Genomic DNA, 16,839 nt, shown 5'->3' with positions numbered 1-16,839 from the left:
CGGATCGTGCACGCTGGGTCAGCTGTTCCGGGCGGCGTCGAGGAGCCGGCGGGCCATCGGCAGCAGTCCGGCCGCGCGCACCGGCGCCAGTGGATCGGACAGCTGCCGGCGGCGACGGAACGTTCCCGGCGGGTCGCCGTACGCCAGCGAGAACCGGCGCGAGAAGTGGTACGGATTGCTGTAACCGCAGTCGGCCGCGATCTCCGCGATCGTGGCGTTGGTGCCCAGCAGCGCGGTAGCGGCCCGGGCCAGCCGGATCAGATCCAGCGCGTACGCCGGTCCGCACCCGTACTCCTGCCGGAACAGCCGGTGCAGATGCCCCGCGGACAGATTCGCCGTGCCTGCCAGCTCCGCGACGCCGACGATCCGGGGACCACCGTTGGCCCACACGGTTGCCACGTGATCGACCAGGCGCCGGACGGCGGCTGGCAGGTCGGCATGTGGCGGGCCGGCCGGAGCGCTGACGAAGACCTCGAGCATCGTCGCGACCAGCCGGTCGCTGTGGCCCCGGGCCGGCGTCGGAACGTCCAGCAAGTAGCTGCACAGCTCCGCGAGCAGGCCCGGATCAGACATCGACCGCACCCAGGGCCAATCAGCCGGATCGCCGAGGTCGCCGAGGTCCTCGATCTGGAAGTGCACGTACGCATGCCGCGATCCGCGATCACAGTCCCAGCTATAGGCGTCCCGATTCCCGCGCTTGGCGAGTGCGAGCGAGCCGGGCCGGAGCTCGCGCTCGACCGTCGCCTGCCGGACACCCGCGTCGTCGTACACCTCGGTTCGCCAGAGCGCGGAACCGTGGAGGATCCAGAGCAGTTCGAAGTTCGGCAGGCGGCGCGGCCCGTAGGTCGCTCCGGGAGCGTAGTCCGCGATCTGGATCGGCGAGTTCACGCTGATCACCGGCGATCGCAAGATCATGAACAGATAGTAGAGCGCTCGTCTGCGACATTGGCCGGCTCCGCGTGCTCCGCGACAGTGGCTGAATGCACTTCACCGAGATCACCGACGAGCTGGTCGAGTCCTACCGGCGGGACGGCTTCGTCGTCCTCGATCAGGCCCTCCCACCCGAAGAGGTCACCGCGCTCCACACTGCCGCCGAGCAGCTCTGCCGCGGCGACCTCGGCACCGTCGAGGGCGCTCCGGACACGGAGTCCACCGACGACGTCCTGCGGCAGTTCCTCTGCATCCACCACCCGCACAAGGCGTCCGACGTCGCGCTCGCCGCCCTGCACGCGCCGCGCGTGGTCGAGACGTTGACCGCGGTCATCGGGCCGAACGTCAAGGCGATGCAGTCCATGCTGTTCATCAAGGCCGAGGGCAGGCCGGGCCAGGCGTGGCATCAGGACGAGTTCTTCATCCCGACCAGGGACCGCTCGCTGACCGCGGCCTGGATCGCACTCGACGACGCCACCGTGGAGAACGGCTGCCTGTGGGTCTTGCCGGGCTCGCACCGGCGTGGGGTCATCTATCCCGATCGGGAGCAGGACGATCTCCGCTTCGACTGCACGGTGGAGGCATTCGACTTCCCGTACTCCGACGACGACGCCGTACCGGTCGAGGTGCCGGCCGGCTCGGCGGTGATCTTCAACGGCTACCTCCTGCACCGATCACTGCCGAACACCGGCCGCCGCGGTCTCCGCCGCGCGCTCGCCAACCACTACATGAGCGCCGAGTCGCTGCTCCCCTGGCACTCCGTGCCGGACGGCGTTCACGTCGCCAAGCACGACTACCGCGACATCGTCATGGTCGCCGGCACCGACCCGTACGCCTACAAAGGCCTCGACGACATCGCCCGGCCGCACTCCCGCCCGGACAAGGACGGCGGCTGCGACCGCTAGGACACGCCCTACCGCAGCTGGGCCTCGGCGGCGTCGGCGGTTTGCTCCAGGAGGAGGGCGATCGTCATCGGCCCGACGCCGCCCGGGACCGGCGTGATCAGCCGGGCGACCTCGGCCGCCTCCGCGAAGTGCACGTCACCGACGTTGCCCTCGTTGTAGCCGGCGTCGACCACCACGGCGCCGGGCTTCAGCCAGTCACCGCGGACGAAGTTCGCCTTGCCGACGGCGGCGATCACGACGTCCGCGGTCCGGACCAGTTCCGGCAGGTCGCGCGTCCGGGAGTGCGCGTACGTGACGGTCGCATTCGATGCCAGCAGCAACATGCCGGCCGGCTTGCCGAGGATCGGGCTGCGGCCGATCACCACCGCGTGCGCCCCTTCGAGCGGGACGTCGTACGCCGCGAGCAGTCGCATGATCCCGCCGGGCGTCGCGGACCGGAACCCCGGGTCCTTGGTGTCGTTGAACGCCATCGCCGCGAACGAGCGCATGGTCACGCCGTCGACGTCCTTCGCCGGGTCGATCGCCTCGAACGCGGCCCGCTCGTCGATCTGCGCCGGCACCGGGTGCTGCAGCAGGATCCCGTGCACCGCCGGGTCGCCGGACAGCTTGGTGATCTCCGCGACGAGTTCGGCGGTGGTCGTCGTGGCCGGCAGTACGACGCTGCGCGACGCGATCCCGGCCTTCTTCGACCGGTTCTGCTTCATCCGCACGTACGTCGCCGACGCCGGGTCGTCACCCACCAGAACGGTCGCCAGGCACGGCTGGACGCCGTACTGCTCCTGCAGGGCGCGGGCGCGCTCTGCAGTCTTGGCGACCATCTCGGCCGCGAGATCGGTCCCGATCATGAGATCAGCGGTCATCTGGAGCACTCCTGTGTCGCAGAAGGTGCCCAGGCGCGCGGCGAAGCCGGATGGCAGACCGTTCCCCGGTGGTCGTCCACCTCAGCGCCAGTCGCGGTCCGCCGCCAGGATACCGGCCCCTTACGCGCGCTTCAGCGCGAGGACGGGGATGGTCCGGACACCGGCGGTCCGGCGTTCGTAGTCGGCGAAGCCCGGGTAGCGGCGCGCCTGCTCGGCGTAGATGCGGTCGCGCTCGCCGCCGGTCACGTCGGTGACCGTGACGTCGTGCTTCTCGGTGCCGATCTCGACGGTGCCCTTACCGGCGGCGACGAGGTTGCGGTACCACTCCGGGTCGGTGGGCGCGCCGCCCTTGCTGGCGAAGACGTAGATCACGTCCGGGTCGGTCTCGTCGGCGAGATACATCGTCGGAGCGACGTACTCCTGCCCGCTCTTGCGGCCGTAGTGGTGCAGCAACACCATCGGTGCACCCTCGAACTGGCCTCCGACCTTGCCTTCGTTGGCCCGGAACTCCTCGATGACGTTCGCGTTCCAGTCGCTCATATCGATCCTCCGCAGTGTGTCAAAGCAATCCTGCGTGGTCCAACGCCAGATAGGCCGCGTCGATTCCGGTCATCGCACCGGGAGTGCGCAGCTCGGCGCGGAACGCGTCCACGGTCAGCTCGACCGGGACACAGTCCTCGGTCTCGTCCAGCTGCTGCTTCCCGTCCGGGCGGCAGCCGCGCGCGATCCCGACGTACTTGCGGTACGTCGAGGACGCCGACGACCACTGCCAGCCGACGATGTCGAGCGACTCACAGAGGTAGCCGGTCTCCTCCTCGAGCTCCCGGGCGCCGGCGAGCGCGGGGTCTTCGCCCGGCTCGACGTAGCCGCCCGGCAGGTTGGTGACGACCCGGTCCGGACCGGCCCGGAACATCCGCACCGTCACGATCCGGCCTTCGGGGGTCAACGGCAGCACCGTCACACCGGACGTGATCCCGGCCGCGGACCTCGGGCCGAATACGTCCCAGTCGACCTCGCGACCGTCCGGCATCCGGTAGCGGCGCAGGTTCACCGTCAGGAACCGGTGGAAGCCGGGCTCCTCCCCCAGCAGCTCCCACGGCTCCGGATCCCCGACCCGGGCGACAGTCAACTGGCCCGAGAACTGCTCAGCCGCCACCTCGTCGGTAGCGGCTGAGCTCTCGTTCCGGTCCGTCACAGCGGACGGTCGGTGTCGGGATCCTCCGGCGGCGCGACCGGCGCGTCGTCCTCCGCCGGGGCCACCGGAGCCTCGTCGGCCGGCGACTCGCCCGATGCCTCAGACTCCTCCTCGGCCGGCTCCGTGGGAGCCTCGGCCGGGCGGGACTCGCTCAGGATGCCGGCGAGCGTCTCCTCGGACATCCGCTTGAACTTGCGCACCTGCGACCGGGTCCGGTCCAGAACCGCGACCTCGAGCTGGTCCGGCGTCAGCTCCCGGACCTCGGTGCCGTCGTGGCCGAGCGCGTCCACGGCGAGCCGGAGCGCGCCGGCCAGCGAGATGCCCTCGCTGTAGTGCTCGCCGACGTAGTCCGCGACCTGCTCGGCCGGGCCGCCCATCACGGCGTACCCCCGGACGTCGGCGATCGAGCCGTCGTACGTCAGCCGGTAGATCTGGTCCTCGGCCGGGCTCGCGCCGATCTCGGCGACCAGGATCTCGACCTCGAGCGGCTTCTCACCGCCGGAGGAGAAGATCGCGCCGAGGGTCTGCGCGTAGGCGTTGGCCAGCGCCCGGCCGGTGACGTCGCGGCGGTCGTAGGAGTACCCGCGCATGTCGGCGAGCCGGACGCCGGCGATCCGCAGGTTCTCGAACTCGTTGTACCGCCCGACAGCGGCGAACGCCATCCGGTCGTAGATCTCCGCGACCTTGTGCAGTGCAGGCGAGCGGTTCTCCGCGACGAACAGGATGCCGTCGGCATATTGCAGCGCGATCGCGCTGCGGCCCTTGGCGATGCCTTTGCGGGCGAAGTCCGCCCGGTCCCGCATCAGCTGCTCGGGCGAGACGTAGAAGGGAACGCTCATCGAAGGTGTCGTCCTCGTCAGTCGATCGAGATCTTGGTCAGGTCAGGGACGCCGAGGCCGGGCCGTCGGGACGCTGGTGCCGCTGGCTCCAGGCCGCGTCGACGAGCGTCGCGACCTCGTCCTCCGGCAGCCGCCGGTACCCGTCCGCGGTGACCACGCCGACCACCGGGAAGATCCGCCGGAGCATGTCCGGGCCGCCGGTCGCAGAGTCGTCGTCGGCCGCGTCGATCAGCGACTGGATCGCCACCGTCGCGCAGTCGGTCTCGGACAGGTCCTCGCGGTACAGCTTCTTCAGCGCGCCGCGGGCGAACAGCGAGCCCGAGCCGACGCTGTAGAAGTGGGTCTCCTCGTACCGACCGCCGGTCGGGTCGTAGGAGAAGATCCGGCCGCCCTTGATGTCCTCGTCGTAGCCCGCGAACAGCGGCACCACGGTGAGGCCCTGCATGGCCATCGGCAGATTGCCGCGGATCAGCGCGCTCAGCCGGTTGGCCTTGCCGTCGAGGCTGAGCGTGGCGCCCTCGAGCTTCTCGTAGTGCTCCAGCTCGACCTGGAACAACCGGACCATCTCGATCCCGAAGCCGGCCGAGCCGGCGAACGCGACCGCCGAGTACTCGTCGGCGGGGAAGACCTTCTCGATGTCACGCTGGGCGATGATGTTGCCCATCGTGGCCCGCCGGTCGCCGGCCATGATCACGCCACCGGGAAAGGTGGCCGCCACGATCGTCGTGCCGTGCGGGACTTCGCTGGACAGGTCACCCTGGCCCAGGGACCGTCGTCCGGGCAACAGGTCGGGCGCGTGCCCGGCCAGGAAGTCCATGAACGACGAGCCGCCTGGGGTCAGGAAGGCTTCCGGCAGCCGGCCGGAGGCATCAGATGTCATCGAGCGGTTCACTCCCCACCCTTTTGCACGAAACCGCGGACGAACTCCTCGGCGTTCTCCTCGAGCACCTCGTCGATCTCGTCCAGGATCGAGTCGACGTCCTCGTCGAGTCGCTCTTTGCGCTCCTGGACGTCCTCCGACGCCTCGACCTGCTCGACCTCTTCCTCGGTCGACGAACGCTTCGGCTGCTTGTGCTGCTGACCGCCGTCCTTCGCCATGGCACACCTCCTAGAACCGCTGGGAGGGCCGCCCAACCGACCCTCAAGAGCGACCCTACCCGGCGGCACCCCCAGTAATGGTGCGAACCAGGTCACTTGCGGTGTCGCATTGGTCAAGAAGTGCCCCGACATGCGCTTTCGTGCCCCGCAGCGGGTCCAGCGTCGGGATCCGCTGCAGCGACTCCTTGCCCGGCAGATCGAAGATCACCGAGTCCCAGGAGGCGGCCGCGACCTGCGGCGCGTACTGCTGCATGCAGCGGCCGCGGAAGTACGCCCGGGTGTCGGTCGGCGGGTGCGCGACGGCCATCCGGATCTCCTCGTCGGTGACGAGCCGCTGCATCCGCCCGGACTTCACCAACTTGTAATACAGGCCCTTGTCCGGGCGGAGGTCGGCGTACTGCAGGTCGACGAGGTGCAGCTTCGGGTCGTCCCACTCCAGGCCGTCCCGGTCACGGTAGGACTGGAGCAGTTTGTACTTCGCGACCCAGTCGAGCTGGTCGGACAGCTTCATCGGGTCGGTCGCGAGCTGGTCGAGCACCTGCTCCCAGCGGTGCAGCACGTCCTTGGTCTGCCGGTCCGCATCGTCGCCGTACTTGTCCTCGACGTACTTGCGGGCCTGCTCCAGGTATTCCGTCTGGAGCTGCACCGCGGTGAGCTTGCGGCCGTCCTTCATCGTCAGCAGATGCGTGCAGGTCGGGTCGTGGCTGACCTCGTGCAGCGCGGTCACCGGGCGGTCGACGCCCAGGTCGTCGGTCAGCCAGCCGTCCTCGATCATCGCCAGCACCAGCGACGTCGTGCCGACCTTGAGGTACGTCGAGATCTCGGACAGGTTCGCGTCGCCGATGATGACGTGCAGCCGGCGGTAACGGTCCGGATTCGCGTGCGGCTCGTCGCGGGTGTTGATGATCGGCCGCTTCAGCGTCGTCTCCAGGCCGACCTCGACCTCGAAGTAGTCCGCCCGCTGGCTGATCTGAAACCCGTGCGCGGCGCCGTCCTGGCCGATCCCGACCCGCCCGGCGCCGGTGACCACCTGACGGCTCACGAAGAACGGCGTCAGGTGCCGCACGATCGACGCGAACGGCGTCGAGCGGCGCATCAGGTAGTTCTCGTGCGAGCCGTACGACGCGCCCTTGTTGTCGGTGTTGTTCTTGTAGAGGTTCAGCTGCGGCGCCCCGGGGATCAGGCGCGCCTGCCGCGCGCCCTCCATGATCACCAGCTCCCCGGCCTTGTCCCACACCACCGCGTCGCGTGGGTTCGTGGTCTCGGGTGCGGAGTACTCCGGGTGGGCGTGGTCGACGTACAGCCGGGCGCCGTTGGTGAGGATCACGTTCGCCAGGCCGGTCTCTTCGTCGGTGAGCTGGCTGGAGTCGGCCACCTCCCGGCTCAGGTCGAAGCCGCGCGCGTCCCGCAGGGGGTGCTCCTCGTCGAAGTCCCACCGGGTCTTGCGCGCGAGCGGCTGCGTCTGGGCGTAGCCGTTCACCACCTGGCTCGAGGTCAGCATCGGGTTGGCCCCGGGCTGACCCGGGACCGAGATCCCGAACTCGGTCTCGGTTCCCATGATCCGCCGAACACTCATGGAGTTGAGCCTACGCGGTACCGGCGACGAAATGGGGTTGCTGTGTCCACAGGGTTACCTGTGAGACTGCGCCCATGGACGAATTGGTGGCGATTCTCGACGACGACAACCACGTCACCGGATCGGCGCCCCGATCGGTCATGCGCCGCGACAACCTGCGACACTCCGCGACCGGCGTGGTCGTCCGGAATCCGGCCGGCGACATCTACGTGCACCGGCGGACCACCACGAAGGACGTCTACCCGGGCCGGTACGACTTCGCCGCGGGTGGTGTCGTCGCGGCGGGTGAGGACCCGTTCCACGCCGTCGTCCGGGAGCTGGAGGAAGAGCTCGGGATCTCCGGCGTCGAGCTGACCCGGCTTCCGGAGGGCGACTACGCGGACGAGAACACGCGGTACCACGCGTACCTGTACACGTGTGTCTGGGACGGCCCGGTGCGGCACCAGCCGGAAGAGGTCGAGTGGGGCGACTGGATGTCCCCCGCGGAGCTGGTGGCGAAGTTCGACGAGTGGCCGTTCATGCCGGACACCGTCGGGCTGCTCGGTTCCTACGTCCGCGACCTGGTGTGACGCTCATCGAGGGCTGGGACAGCCACGCCTGGATCGACGGCCCGTGGATCCACCGGTCCCCGCGCCGCCCGGAGGTCCGGCCGCGGTTGCTCGCCGAGGTCAGCCTCCTCCCCTGGCTCGCCCCTCAGCTGCCGCTGCCGGTGCCTGTCCCCGAGCGGACCGCGGACGGCGTACGTCACCTCCTGCTGCCCGGCTCGCCGCTCACGGGCGGCGACGAGGCACTCGGGCGCGAGCTGGGGGCATTCCTGAAGGCGTTGCACGCTGTTGACCCGGCAGAAGCTGTCGCGTACAGCGCCCTGGACGCCGAGACCGCGTCGGCGGCGAAGGCTGTCGAGCTGCACGAGTTCCGGACGCAGATCGTGCCGTTGCTGCCGACAGAGGCCCAGACCGCCGCCCACGAGCTGCTCGATCGCGTCGCCGCCGTCCGCAACTGCTTGATCCATTGCGACTTCGGGCCGGACCACATCCTGATCACCGACGGCAGGGTCACCGGCATCATCGACTGGACGGACGCGGTCATCGGCGACCCCGCGCTGGACCTCTGCTGGGTCCTCAACGGCGCCCCGAAGGCTGTTGCCGCCGGCGCGGCCGAGGTCTATCGACCAGGCCCTGAGCTGGTCGAACGCGCCGAGGACTGGGCCCGGCTGTCGCCGTGGTACGGCGTCCACCGCGGACTGCGCCTGAACCTGCCCGACGACGTGGCGAACGGCCTGCGCGGCATCGTCTCGCTGTTGTGATGCAACCATTTGGCCGGCGACCGGTCACTAGCCGGTGTGAAGATCACCCTGACTGACGATACGGAGCCGTTCATGGCCACCGGCCCCGGAGGCCTCGATCCAGGACCGGACGAGGAGCTGTGGCAGCGTCTGCGCGTCGGCGACCACTTCGCGCTCGGCGAACTGTTCGACCGGTACGCGGACGAGGTCCGTGCCTTCGCGTTCCGGCGGACCGCCTCCTGGAGCGCCGCCGACGACGTGGTCCAGGCGACGTTCCTGAACACCTGGCGACGCTTCCAGCGCAACCCACCGGGACCGCTCACCGCGCCGACCGCCCGCGGCTGGCTGCTCCGGGTGGCCGGGCACGAGTGCAACTCGCTGTTCCGTACGGCGAACCGGCTGCGCAAGCTCGTCGATCGCCTGCCCGAGCCGCCCCCTGACGACGACCACGCCGCCGACGTCGCGCGCCGCCTCGACGACGAGCGCCGGATGTCCGTGATCCGTCGCGCCGTGGCCAAACTCCCCCGGCACGAACGCGAGACCCTCGAGCTCGTCGTCTGGTCCGGACTCACCACCGCCGAGGCCGCGGACGCGCTCGGCGTACCGGTCGGAACCGTCAAGGCCCGGCTCCACCGCACCCGTCGTCGCTTCCCCGACCTGCTGACCCGGGTCGACCTCACCGAGGAGCTGTCATGAACACCGATCTCGAACCGCCGCGCGTTCCGCCGCTGACCGCCGCCGAGCACGCCCGCCTGCGCAACCAGTTGATGGACAAGACGCAGCCCGCCATGCGTCGCCCGGCCCGGCATTGGGCCGCCCCCATGGTCGCCGTCGGAGCGGTCGCGGCCGTCGTCGCCGGCACGCTGGTCGTCACCAACGGTTCACCCGACGACGCCGGCGTGGCCGGCACGTCGACTCCGCAGGCCTCAGCCGGGGCGAAGGTCGGTGTCGATCTCGGCGCGGTGCCGCAGCGCGACCTGGCCAAGGTCGTCACCGAATGCCAGTTCCCGGAAGAGGGCGGTCCAGCCCAGATCATCTGGAGCCGCCACGTCCGCGGCATCACCAGGGACAGCACCGCGCTGGTGGCAGTGGCGCTGAACACGAAGAAGGCTCCGACCCCGAAGACCACTGTGACCCGCGGCGGTCGCAAGCCGGGAACGGGAGGCGCGCCCTCCGGCGCCAAGCTCGGGTACCGGTACTGCCTGACACGCACACCGGCGAGCGCGAAGCTCGGATCGGTCGGATCGGTCGGACGGGTCCCCGACAAGAATTGGCAGACTCAGCCAACGGATCAGCGCGCTCTGGTGACCCTCGGCAGTGAGGACGCCAACTTGACGTACGCACGCACGACCTTGCAGGCGTGGGCCGTCTACCGGGCGCTGCCGAGCGTCGCCACGGTCGAAGTCCGCTACGTGCTGGACGGACGGCGCGGCCCGTGGACCAAGGGCGTCGTCGAAGGCGGCTTCGCCTACACGGAGGTCCAAGCCAACGGGAAGTTCACGGTCGGCCAGCGCCTCAAGACCGAGGTCCGCGCCTTCGACGCCCGGGGCAAGCAGATCCCGGTCGGCTAGCGGCGGCGCGCCATCGTCCGGGCGAAGTTGATCCCGAGCAGGCCCAGCCAGCCGATCACGACCCCGAACGGGCCGATCATGCCGGCCATGATCGCGGTGATCGGGATCGCGGCCACCACGGACACGATCGCGAGCGCCAGGCCGCCCGGGTCCGGCTCCCGGCTCGGGCGGCCCGGTCGCGCCGGCTCCGGCAAGCCGGGCTGGGCGTACGGCCCGTAGGACCCCGCACGGCGCTGGACGTCGCGCTGGTCGAGCTTCTCGAGGAAGCTGTCGATGATCTCGGCCTCGTACTCCGGGCCCAGCTCCTGCCGCGCCGCGACCGCGGCCCGCAGGTCCTTCCGCACCTCATCCGTCGCCATACGAGCAAATTAGCCCCGCCCACCCACCCCACCAATCAGGGAAACCCCCCGATCCCACCGGGTGTTAGACCTACCCCGTGCCCGACACAGCTCCGCCGGCCGTTCGCCGACTCGTGGCAATCGGCTGGGCCGAACGACCACGATCCACGACTCGGCGAACCCGACGCGAACCGATCGCCACGACTCGACGGCAACCCGGCCCCGGAGGATGCCGCGGGCCCGGCCGGGACGCCGAAACGCCCGGCTGCCGGGGCAGCCGGGCGTTTCGGGTGCGGCCTTACAGGTACTGACCCGTGTTGGTCGCGGTGTCGATCGAGCGACCCGGCTCGGTGCCCTGCTTGCCGGAGATGAGGGTACGGATGTAGACGATCCGCTCGCCCTTCTTTCCGGAGATCCGGGCCCAGTCGTCCGGGTTCGTGGTGTTCGGGAGGTCCTCGTTCTCCTTGAACTCGTCCACGCACGCCTGCAGCAGGTGCTGCACCCGCAGGCCCTTCTGGTTCTCGTCGAGGAAGGCCTTGATCGCCATCTTCTTCGCCCGGTCGACGATGTTCTGGATCATCGCGCCCGAGTTGAAGTCCTTGAAGTACAGGATCTCCTTGTCGCCGTTGGCGTAGGTGACCTCGAGGAACCGGTTCTCCTCGGCCTCGGTGTACATCCGCTCGACGGTGCGCTGGATCATCCCGTCCACGCAGCCCTGCCGGTCGCCGCCGAACTCGTTCAGGTCGTCGGCGTGCAGCGGGAGCCCGGCGGTCAGGTACTTCGAGAAGATGTCCCGGGCAGCTTCCGCGTCCGGGCGCTCGATCTTGATCTTCACGTCCAGCCGGCCGGGCCGCAGGATCGCCGGGTCGATCATGTCCTCACGGTTCGAGGCACCGATCACGAGGACGTTCTCCAGGCCCTCGACACCGTCGATCTCGCTCAGCAACTGCGGGACGATGGTGTTCTCGACGTCGGAGGACACACCGGAGCCGCGGGTGCGGAACAGCGAGTCCATCTCGTCGAAGAACACGATCACCGGCATCCCCTCGGACGCCTTCTCCCGGGCCCGCTGGAAGACCAGGCGGATGTGCCGCTCGGTCTCGCCGACGTACTTGTTCAGCAGCTCCGGACCCTTGATGTTCAGGAAGAACGACTTCTGCTCGGCGATCCCGGTGCGCTCGGCGACCTTCTTGGCCAGCGAGTTCGCGACCGCCTTCGCGATCAGCGTCTTGCCGCAGCCCGGCGGGCCGTAGAGCAGCACGCCCTTCGGCGGCTTGAGCTCGTGCTCCAGGAACAGGTCCTTGTGCAGGTACGGCAGCTCGACGGCGTCCCGGATCTGCTCGATCTGGCCGGACAGGCCACCGATCTGGGTGTAGTCGATGTCCGGGACCTCTTCGAGCACCAGCTCCTCGACCTCGGACTTCGGGATCTTCTCGTAGACGTAGCCGGAGCGGGGCTCCAGCAGCAGCGAGTCGCCCGACCGCAACGCAGCGTCGAGCAGCGGCGACGCGAGCCGCACCACGCGCTCCTCGTCGGCCTGCGCGATCACCAGCGCCCGCTCGCCGTCGGCGAGCAGTTCCTTCAGCATCACCACGTCGCCGACGACCTCGAAGTCGCAGGCCTCGACGACGTTGAGTGCCTCGTTCAGCATCAGTTCCTGGCCGAGCTTGAGCGCGTCCAGGTCCACCGACGGGCTCGCCGCGACCCGGAGTTTCCGGCCGCCGGTGAACACGTCGAGCGTGTCGTCTTCGTTCCGTCCGAGGAAGGTGCCGAATCCGGACGGCGGTTGTGCCAGCCGGTCGACCTCCTCCTTCAGGGCGATGATCTTCTCTCGCGCCTCCCGCAGCGTGTCCGCCAGCCGCTCGTTCTGAGCGGTGACACTCGCCAAGGAGGCCTGGGTTTCGGACAGTCTGCTCTCGAGCGACCGGCTGTCAGCCGGGTGCTCGAGCAGCCGACGTCGCAACGCCGCGACCTCGGCTTCCAGGTACCGGACCTGGTTACGCAGTTCTGCCGCGGTAGGACTCTCGTCTCCAGCCACGATCATCACCTCACCATGTGGGGCTCGACCCTATGGACCTTACCCAGAAAACCTCGCCGGGCAAGCTGAATCCCATCACGTGTCGGTTGCGGATGAGTCCGTTGCCTACGGCATGTCGTCAGAAGTTTCGGACGACGGCTCGGCGCGGCGCGGGCCGGAGTAGTCGTCGCCGTACGCACCCGGTGCCGGACGGCGCTTCTTGCGGGGTGCCTGTACCCCGTGCGCCATCCTCCGGGCGGTGACCAGGAAGGCTGTGTGTCCTTGCATCCGGTGGCCCGGACGGACGGCGAGACCCTCTACGTGCCAGTCTCGCACGAGCGACTCCCACGCGCGCGGCTCGGTGAACTCCCCGTGTGCCCTCAGCGTCTCCACGACGCGGCTCAGCTGCGTCGTGGTGGCGACGTAGGCACAGAACACCCCACCGGGCGAAAGGGCCTCAGCGACCACGTCGACGCACTCCCAGGGCGCGAGCATGTCGAGCACGACGCGGTCCACGTCCTGCTCGTTCAGCTTCTCGACCAGGTCGCCCACCTCGAGCCGCCAGGCCGGGTGCTCGCCGCCGAAGAAACCCGTCACGTTCTTGCGCGCGACCTCGGCGAAGTCCTCGCGGCGCTCGAACGAGATCACCTGGCCGTGGATCCCGACCGCGCGCAGCAGCGCGGTGGTCAGCGCGCCGGAACCGGCGCCCGCCTCGACCACCTTCGCGCCCGGGAAGATGTCGGCCATCGTGACGATCTGCGCGGTGTCCTTCGGGTAGATCACCGCGGCGCCGCGCGGCATCGAGACCGAGTAGTCGGCCATCAGCGGCCGCAGCGCCAGGTACTCGACGTTGCCCTTGGAACGGATCGTGACCGCGTCCGGGCCGTCGATCAGGTCGTCGTGCGCGATCCCGCCCTTGGTGGTGTGGAAGATCTTCCCGCGCTCCAGCTTGACCGAGTGCCGGCGGCCCTTGGAGTCCTGCAGGGTGATCCACTCGCCCTCCTGCAGCGGTCCGTGGTGGACGCCGGAGAACGCCTGGTCGGGAAAGTCACGCAAGTCAGCCATAAGGCGCTCACCTTAACTTTCGGTCACCGCAACCCTGTAATCAGCGGCCGCGGAAGGCGCGTTCCACGTCCGACGTCGCGAGGACGCCGTACACGCCGCCGTCGGCGTCGAGCACCAGGTACTCCGACGCGGGGTGTTCACGCAGTGTGGCGAGGATCTCCTCGCCGGTGTCGTTGACGCCGATGATGTGGCCCGCGGCGATCCGGCTGGAGACCTCGGAGACCGTGGTCCACGGGCGCTGGTTCGGGGCCACCGCGGCGACCGCGGTCTCCGACACCAGCGCGTGCGGCTTGCCGTCGCCGTCGATCACCACGACCGCTCCGGCGTGCGCCTCGGACGCCATCCGGACCGCCTCCGACACCGGCGTGCCGGAGTGGACGGCGATGGCGCGCCGGGCCATCGTGCGGACCTGGAGCGCGGGCAGCTTGCGCCGCAGCCGGGCCTGCATCAGCGAGGCCGTCGATCCGGACCAGAGGAAGAACCCGACCAGCAGCGCGATGACGAAGTCGATCATCGATGGTCGCCGGCCCCAGATCTCCTCCAGCAGGACCGGGAGCACCAGCACGCCCATCGCGAGCAGCCGGCCCGCCCAGGCAGCCGCGATGGTGCCGGTGTGCATGTTGCCGGTGAGCTTCCAGACGATCGCCCGCAGCACCCAGCCGCCGTCCAGCGGCAGGCCGGGCAGCAGGTTCGTGACGCCGACGATCAGGTTCGCGATGCCGAGCTCCCACAGCGCGACGTACCCGACGCCCTCGTCGACCGCGCGGGAGCCGAGGTAGGCCAGCCCGCCGACGATCAGGGACGCGATCGGCCCGACGACCGAGACGGCGAACTCCTCCAGCGGCGACTTCCGCTCGCCCTCGATGTGCGTACCGGCCGCGAAGAAGCCGAGGTTGATCTCGGACACCGGAATGCCGAACTTCATGGCCATCAGCGCGTGCGCCAGTTCGTGGATCAGGATCGAGACCGTGAACGCGACGACGAACGCGAACGCGGCCACGTACCGCCAGCCGCCGAGCTCCGGGAACTGCTGGCCGATGATTGCGGCGAAGCCGATCGCGAGCAGCATCGCCACCGGCAGCCAGGTGAAGCGCATGGTCAGCCGGATGCCGCGGACGCGACCCAGTACCCACGTTCCGGGCGGCGGCGGACCGGCCGGCTGGGCGGGGTTCTGGGATTCGCGCGAGCCTGGCATCACCCCAACGCTACTTGGCCGGTGTCAACGCTGCGCTACACACCCACCGTCAGCGTGGCGACGTACCCGCCGGAGACGTCTCCGGTGACGGTCGCGAGCTGGTGTACGCCGTCGTCGTCGCCGAACACGTTGTCGTTCTCCAGCGAGGTCCGGCTGAGGTTCTCCGCGCTGCCGTCGTACCCGTCGGTGGCGTAGACCGTGCTGCAGACGTCCTTCGGGAGGGCGAGCTGGGAGGTGCGGGTGATCTGGCCGGCCTTGGTCGCCTCGTCGGCGCTCGCGTAGACCTCGAAGTGGATGTGCGGCCAGCGGCCCATGTACGCGGCCGGGAAGATCGTGGTGAAGGTGACCTTGCCCGATGCGTCGGCCGACTGGACGCCGCGGAGGTAGTTCTCCTCGGTCACGCCGTCGGAGTACAGCGAGTACCGGCCCTGGGCGTCGCAGTGCCACAGGTAGACGGCCGCACCTTCGAGAGCCTTGTCCTGGCCGGCGTCGACGACGGCGAGTTCGACGGACAGCGGTACGCCGGTGGCCACGCCGGACGCGGAGCCGAACGACTTGGTGATGTCGCTGCGCACGATGCCGGACTGGGTGAGGACGTTCGGGCCGTTGGAGCCGTCGCCCGGGTACGGTCCGCCGGTCTCCTGCGGGATCTCGTCGACGTCGGTGGCGGCGCTCGTCGTCGTACCGGAGGTGGCGGACGACGAGGCGGACGGTGAGGCACTCGTCGATGCGCTGGTCGATGTGCCGGTCTGTGTGCCGGCCGTCTGTTCGTCGGCCGAGCAGCCGGCGACGGCGGCGAGGCCGGCCGCGGTGAACAGGCCGAGGAAACGGCGGCGGTGCAGGGTCGCGAGGTCGTACTCGAGACCGCGGTCGTGGTTCGGAGGCGGCTGCGTCGGTGGCGTCATGTTTCGAGCATGGCAACGCCCGCCGCAGGCCGGCCGTGAGTTCGCTGGGAGTTCGCTGGGAGGCGGTTTTCCACAGGCACGGAGTGGGGTGCGGGCGAACTGTCCGTGGTTGTGCCTAGGGTTTGAGGCATGAGCGTTGCAGCTGCTGCCGATCCGCATGAGCACCCGCGGGGCGCCTTGTCGCCCTCTCGAGCCGCGGACTTCATGAGCTGCCCGCTGAAGTACCGGTTCCGGGTCGTCGACCGGCTGCCGGAGAAGCCGTCGTCGGCCGCGGTCCGCGGGACGGTCGTGCACGCGGTGCTGGAGCGGCTGTTCGACCTGCCGCGCGGCGAGCGGACGCTGGAGCAGGCGGCGCAGATGCTCGAGCCACAGTGGCAGCGCCTGCTGGAGGCCGAGCCGGAGGTCGCGGAGCTGTTCGCCGAGGATGCGAGCGGCGAGGAGCTGGCCACCTGGCTGGCCGAGGCGCACGACCTCCTCGGGAAGTACTTCACGCTCGAGGATCCGAATGCGCTGGAGCCCGCCGAGCGCGAGCTCTATGTCGAGACCGCGCTGGACTCCGGGCTGGTGCTGCGGGGGTATGTGGACCGCCTCGACGTGGCTCCGACCGGGGAGATCCGGGTGGTCGACTACAAGACCGGTCGCTCGCCGTCGGAGTTCTTCGAGGCGAAGGCGCTGTTCCAGATGAAGTTCTACGCGCTGGTGCTGTGGAAGCTGCGCGGTGTGGTGCCGGCGATGCTGCAGTTGGTCTACCTGGGCAACGGCGAGATCGTCCGCTACGTCCCGGACGAGGCCGATCTGCGGGCCTGCGAGCGCAAGGTCTCCGCGCTGTGGGTCGCCATCACCCGCGCCCTCGACTCCGGCGACTGGCGCCCCAGCCCTGGCCCGCTGTGCGACTGGTGCGACCACAAGCCGCTCTGTCCGGCGTGGGGCGGCACACCGCCGCCGCTGCCGACCCGCTCCGTCGAAGAGGTCGCGGCCGAGTCGGCAGGCATAGACCTGATCACAGTCGACGGTTAGGTCCCACCTGCACCCGGGCGGAGGAACCCTGGGTGGATACGGT

The 16,839-nt window shown here is 69.6% G+C and carries 19 protein-coding genes and 1 riboswitch; of the genes, 6 read left to right on the top strand and 13 right to left on the bottom strand.

Annotated features, from left to right (window positions below; genetic code table 11):
• Nucleotides 1–18: 18 nt before the first annotated feature.
• Nucleotides 19–915: a helix-turn-helix domain-containing protein gene (locus AB0I12_RS05660; RefSeq protein WP_359924998.1), complete on the bottom strand. Its 897-nt coding sequence runs from the start codon at nt 913–915 to the stop codon at nt 19–21.
• A gap of 65 nt (nt 916–980) precedes the next feature.
• On the opposite strand from AB0I12_RS05660, the gene AB0I12_RS05655 reads away from it, so the two are divergent.
• On the top strand, nt 981–1,835 hold the full coding sequence (locus AB0I12_RS05655) for a phytanoyl-CoA dioxygenase family protein (RefSeq protein WP_359924995.1): 855 nt from the start codon (nt 981–983) through the stop codon (nt 1,833–1,835).
• 8 nt (nt 1,836–1,843) lie between these two features.
• Here AB0I12_RS05655 and AB0I12_RS05650 read toward each other — a convergent pair whose 3' ends face one another.
• The 7 genes from AB0I12_RS05650 to dop all read right to left on the bottom strand — a co-directional run bounded on the left by AB0I12_RS05650 (nt 1,844) and on the right by dop (nt 7,403).
• Nucleotides 1,844–2,695, bottom strand: a complete 852-nt coding sequence (locus AB0I12_RS05650) for a bifunctional 5,10-methylenetetrahydrofolate dehydrogenase/5,10-methenyltetrahydrofolate cyclohydrolase (RefSeq protein WP_359924992.1) — start codon at nt 2,693–2,695, stop codon at nt 1,844–1,846.
• Nucleotides 2,696–2,715: 20 nt separating this feature from the next.
• Nucleotides 2,716–2,800, bottom strand: a riboswitch (ZMP/ZTP riboswitch).
• 15 nt (nt 2,801–2,815) lie between these two features.
• Nucleotides 2,816–3,235: a nitroreductase family deazaflavin-dependent oxidoreductase gene (locus AB0I12_RS05645; RefSeq protein ID WP_359924990.1), complete on the bottom strand. Its 420-nt coding sequence runs from the start codon at nt 3,233–3,235 to the stop codon at nt 2,816–2,818.
• 19 nt (nt 3,236–3,254) lie between these two features.
• Entirely contained in the window at nt 3,255–3,890 is a 636-nt protein-coding gene (locus AB0I12_RS05640; protein WP_359924987.1) for an NUDIX hydrolase, read from the bottom strand.
• Complete coding sequence (gene prcA / locus AB0I12_RS05635) at nt 3,887–4,729, bottom strand: proteasome subunit alpha (RefSeq protein WP_359924984.1); 843 nt, start codon at nt 4,727–4,729, stop codon at nt 3,887–3,889. Before prcA ends, AB0I12_RS05640 begins: the two co-directional genes overlap by 4 nt.
• A gap of 37 nt (nt 4,730–4,766) precedes the next feature.
• Nucleotides 4,767–5,609, bottom strand: a complete 843-nt coding sequence (gene prcB, locus AB0I12_RS05630; protein WP_359924981.1) for a proteasome subunit beta — start codon at nt 5,607–5,609, stop codon at nt 4,767–4,769.
• A gap of 8 nt (nt 5,610–5,617) precedes the next feature.
• The gene (locus AB0I12_RS05625) at nt 5,618–5,827 is read right to left on the bottom strand and encodes a ubiquitin-like protein Pup (protein WP_130448384.1); all 210 of its coding nucleotides are present in this window, start codon (nt 5,825–5,827) and stop codon (nt 5,618–5,620) included.
• 55 nt (nt 5,828–5,882) lie between these two features.
• Entirely contained in the window at nt 5,883–7,403 is a 1,521-nt protein-coding gene (gene dop / locus AB0I12_RS05620; protein WP_355692465.1) for a depupylase/deamidase Dop, read from the bottom strand.
• Nucleotides 7,404–7,477: 74 nt separating this feature from the next.
• Here dop and AB0I12_RS05615 point away from each other — a divergent pair, with 74 nt between their 5' ends.
• The 4 genes from AB0I12_RS05615 to AB0I12_RS05600 all read left to right on the top strand — a co-directional run bounded on the left by AB0I12_RS05615 (nt 7,478) and on the right by AB0I12_RS05600 (nt 10,259).
• Nucleotides 7,478–7,972: an NUDIX domain-containing protein gene (locus AB0I12_RS05615; RefSeq protein ID WP_359924978.1), complete on the top strand. Its 495-nt coding sequence runs from the start codon at nt 7,478–7,480 to the stop codon at nt 7,970–7,972.
• Nucleotides 7,969–8,709 carry a phosphotransferase gene (locus AB0I12_RS05610; protein ID WP_359924975.1) on the top strand — a complete coding sequence of 247 codons (741 nt, stop codon included), beginning with the start codon at nt 7,969–7,971 and terminating at the stop codon, nt 8,707–8,709. The genes AB0I12_RS05615 and AB0I12_RS05610 overlap by 4 nt, the downstream gene beginning before the upstream one ends.
• A gap of 72 nt (nt 8,710–8,781) precedes the next feature.
• Entirely contained in the window at nt 8,782–9,384 is a 603-nt protein-coding gene (locus AB0I12_RS05605; RefSeq protein ID WP_359924973.1) for an RNA polymerase sigma factor, read from the top strand.
• On the top strand, nt 9,381–10,259 hold the full coding sequence (locus AB0I12_RS05600) for a hypothetical protein (RefSeq protein ID WP_359924970.1): 879 nt from the start codon (nt 9,381–9,383) through the stop codon (nt 10,257–10,259). The genes AB0I12_RS05605 and AB0I12_RS05600 overlap by 4 nt, the downstream gene beginning before the upstream one ends.
• Here AB0I12_RS05600 and AB0I12_RS05595 read toward each other — a convergent pair.
• The 5 genes from AB0I12_RS05595 to AB0I12_RS05575 all read right to left on the bottom strand — a co-directional run bounded on the left by AB0I12_RS05595 (nt 10,256) and on the right by AB0I12_RS05575 (nt 15,779).
• The gene (locus tag AB0I12_RS05595; RefSeq protein ID WP_359924968.1) at nt 10,256–10,618 is read right to left on the bottom strand and encodes a hypothetical protein; all 363 of its coding nucleotides are present in this window, start codon (nt 10,616–10,618) and stop codon (nt 10,256–10,258) included. The genes AB0I12_RS05600 and AB0I12_RS05595 overlap by 4 nt on opposite strands.
• A gap of 277 nt (nt 10,619–10,895) precedes the next feature.
• Complete coding sequence (gene arc / locus AB0I12_RS05590; RefSeq protein WP_359924965.1) at nt 10,896–12,641, bottom strand: proteasome ATPase; 1,746 nt, start codon at nt 12,639–12,641, stop codon at nt 10,896–10,898.
• 99 nt (nt 12,642–12,740) lie between these two features.
• On the bottom strand, nt 12,741–13,679 hold the full coding sequence (locus AB0I12_RS05585; protein ID WP_359924962.1) for a tRNA (adenine-N1)-methyltransferase: 939 nt from the start codon (nt 13,677–13,679) through the stop codon (nt 12,741–12,743).
• A 40-nt stretch (nt 13,680–13,719) separates the two neighbouring features.
• Nucleotides 13,720–14,874: a M50 family metallopeptidase gene (locus AB0I12_RS05580; RefSeq protein ID WP_359924959.1), complete on the bottom strand. Its 1,155-nt coding sequence runs from the start codon at nt 14,872–14,874 to the stop codon at nt 13,720–13,722.
• 35 nt (nt 14,875–14,909) lie between these two features.
• Nucleotides 14,910–15,779 carry an intradiol ring-cleavage dioxygenase gene (locus tag AB0I12_RS05575; RefSeq protein ID WP_359924956.1) on the bottom strand — a complete coding sequence of 290 codons (870 nt, stop codon included), beginning with the start codon at nt 15,777–15,779 and terminating at the stop codon, nt 14,910–14,912.
• Between the two features lie 129 nt (nt 15,780–15,908).
• Between AB0I12_RS05575 and AB0I12_RS05570 the strand changes: the two genes are divergently transcribed.
• Nucleotides 15,909–16,796 carry a PD-(D/E)XK nuclease family protein gene (locus AB0I12_RS05570; RefSeq protein ID WP_359924953.1) on the top strand — a complete coding sequence of 296 codons (888 nt, stop codon included), beginning with the start codon at nt 15,909–15,911 and terminating at the stop codon, nt 16,794–16,796.
• The last annotated feature ends 43 nt before the right edge of the window (nt 16,797–16,839 follow it).

It is taken from the genome of Kribbella sp. NPDC050459, from assembly GCF_040655315.1.
In the GTDB taxonomy this organism is placed as follows: Bacteria; Actinomycetota; Actinomycetes; order Propionibacteriales; family Kribbellaceae; genus Kribbella.
The sequence above is the reverse complement of the archived record's forward strand: the minus strand, read 5'-3'. Positions and strand labels throughout refer to the sequence as shown.

Coding starts and splice junctions, on each gene's coding strand:
- AB0I12_RS05600 (WP_359924970.1), top strand. CDS start 9,381: ATGAACACCGATCTCGAACCGCCGCGCGTTCCGCCGCTGACCGCCGCC.
- prcA (WP_359924984.1), bottom strand. CDS start 4,729: ATGAGCGTTCCCTTCTACGTCTCGCCCGAGCAGCTGATGCGGGACCGG.
- prcB (WP_359924981.1), bottom strand. CDS start 5,609: ATGACATCTGATGCCTCCGGCCGGCTGCCGGAAGCCTTCCTGACCCCA.
- AB0I12_RS05580 (WP_359924959.1), bottom strand. CDS start 14,874: ATGCCAGGCTCGCGCGAATCCCAGAACCCCGCCCAGCCGGCCGGTCCG.
- AB0I12_RS05605 (WP_359924973.1), top strand. CDS start 8,782: ATGGCCACCGGCCCCGGAGGCCTCGATCCAGGACCGGACGAGGAGCTG.
- AB0I12_RS05625 (WP_130448384.1), bottom strand. CDS start 5,827: ATGGCGAAGGACGGCGGTCAGCAGCACAAGCAGCCGAAGCGTTCGTCG.
- AB0I12_RS05615 (WP_359924978.1), top strand. CDS start 7,478: ATGGACGAATTGGTGGCGATTCTCGACGACGACAACCACGTCACCGGA.
- AB0I12_RS05575 (WP_359924956.1), bottom strand. CDS start 15,779: ATGACGCCACCGACGCAGCCGCCTCCGAACCACGACCGCGGTCTCGAG.
- AB0I12_RS05585 (WP_359924962.1), bottom strand. CDS start 13,679: ATGGCTGACTTGCGTGACTTTCCCGACCAGGCGTTCTCCGGCGTCCAC.
- AB0I12_RS05650 (WP_359924992.1), bottom strand. CDS start 2,695: ATGACCGCTGATCTCATGATCGGGACCGATCTCGCGGCCGAGATGGTC.
- dop (WP_355692465.1), bottom strand. CDS start 7,403: ATGAGTGTTCGGCGGATCATGGGAACCGAGACCGAGTTCGGGATCTCG.
- AB0I12_RS05595 (WP_359924968.1), bottom strand. CDS start 10,618: ATGGCGACGGATGAGGTGCGGAAGGACCTGCGGGCCGCGGTCGCGGCG.
- arc (WP_359924965.1), bottom strand. CDS start 12,641: ATGATCGTGGCTGGAGACGAGAGTCCTACCGCGGCAGAACTGCGTAAC.
- AB0I12_RS05660 (WP_359924998.1), bottom strand. CDS start 915: ATGATCTTGCGATCGCCGGTGATCAGCGTGAACTCGCCGATCCAGATC.
- AB0I12_RS05570 (WP_359924953.1), top strand. CDS start 15,909: ATGAGCGTTGCAGCTGCTGCCGATCCGCATGAGCACCCGCGGGGCGCC.
- AB0I12_RS05655 (WP_359924995.1), top strand. CDS start 981: ATGCACTTCACCGAGATCACCGACGAGCTGGTCGAGTCCTACCGGCGG.
- AB0I12_RS05645 (WP_359924990.1), bottom strand. CDS start 3,235: ATGAGCGACTGGAACGCGAACGTCATCGAGGAGTTCCGGGCCAACGAA.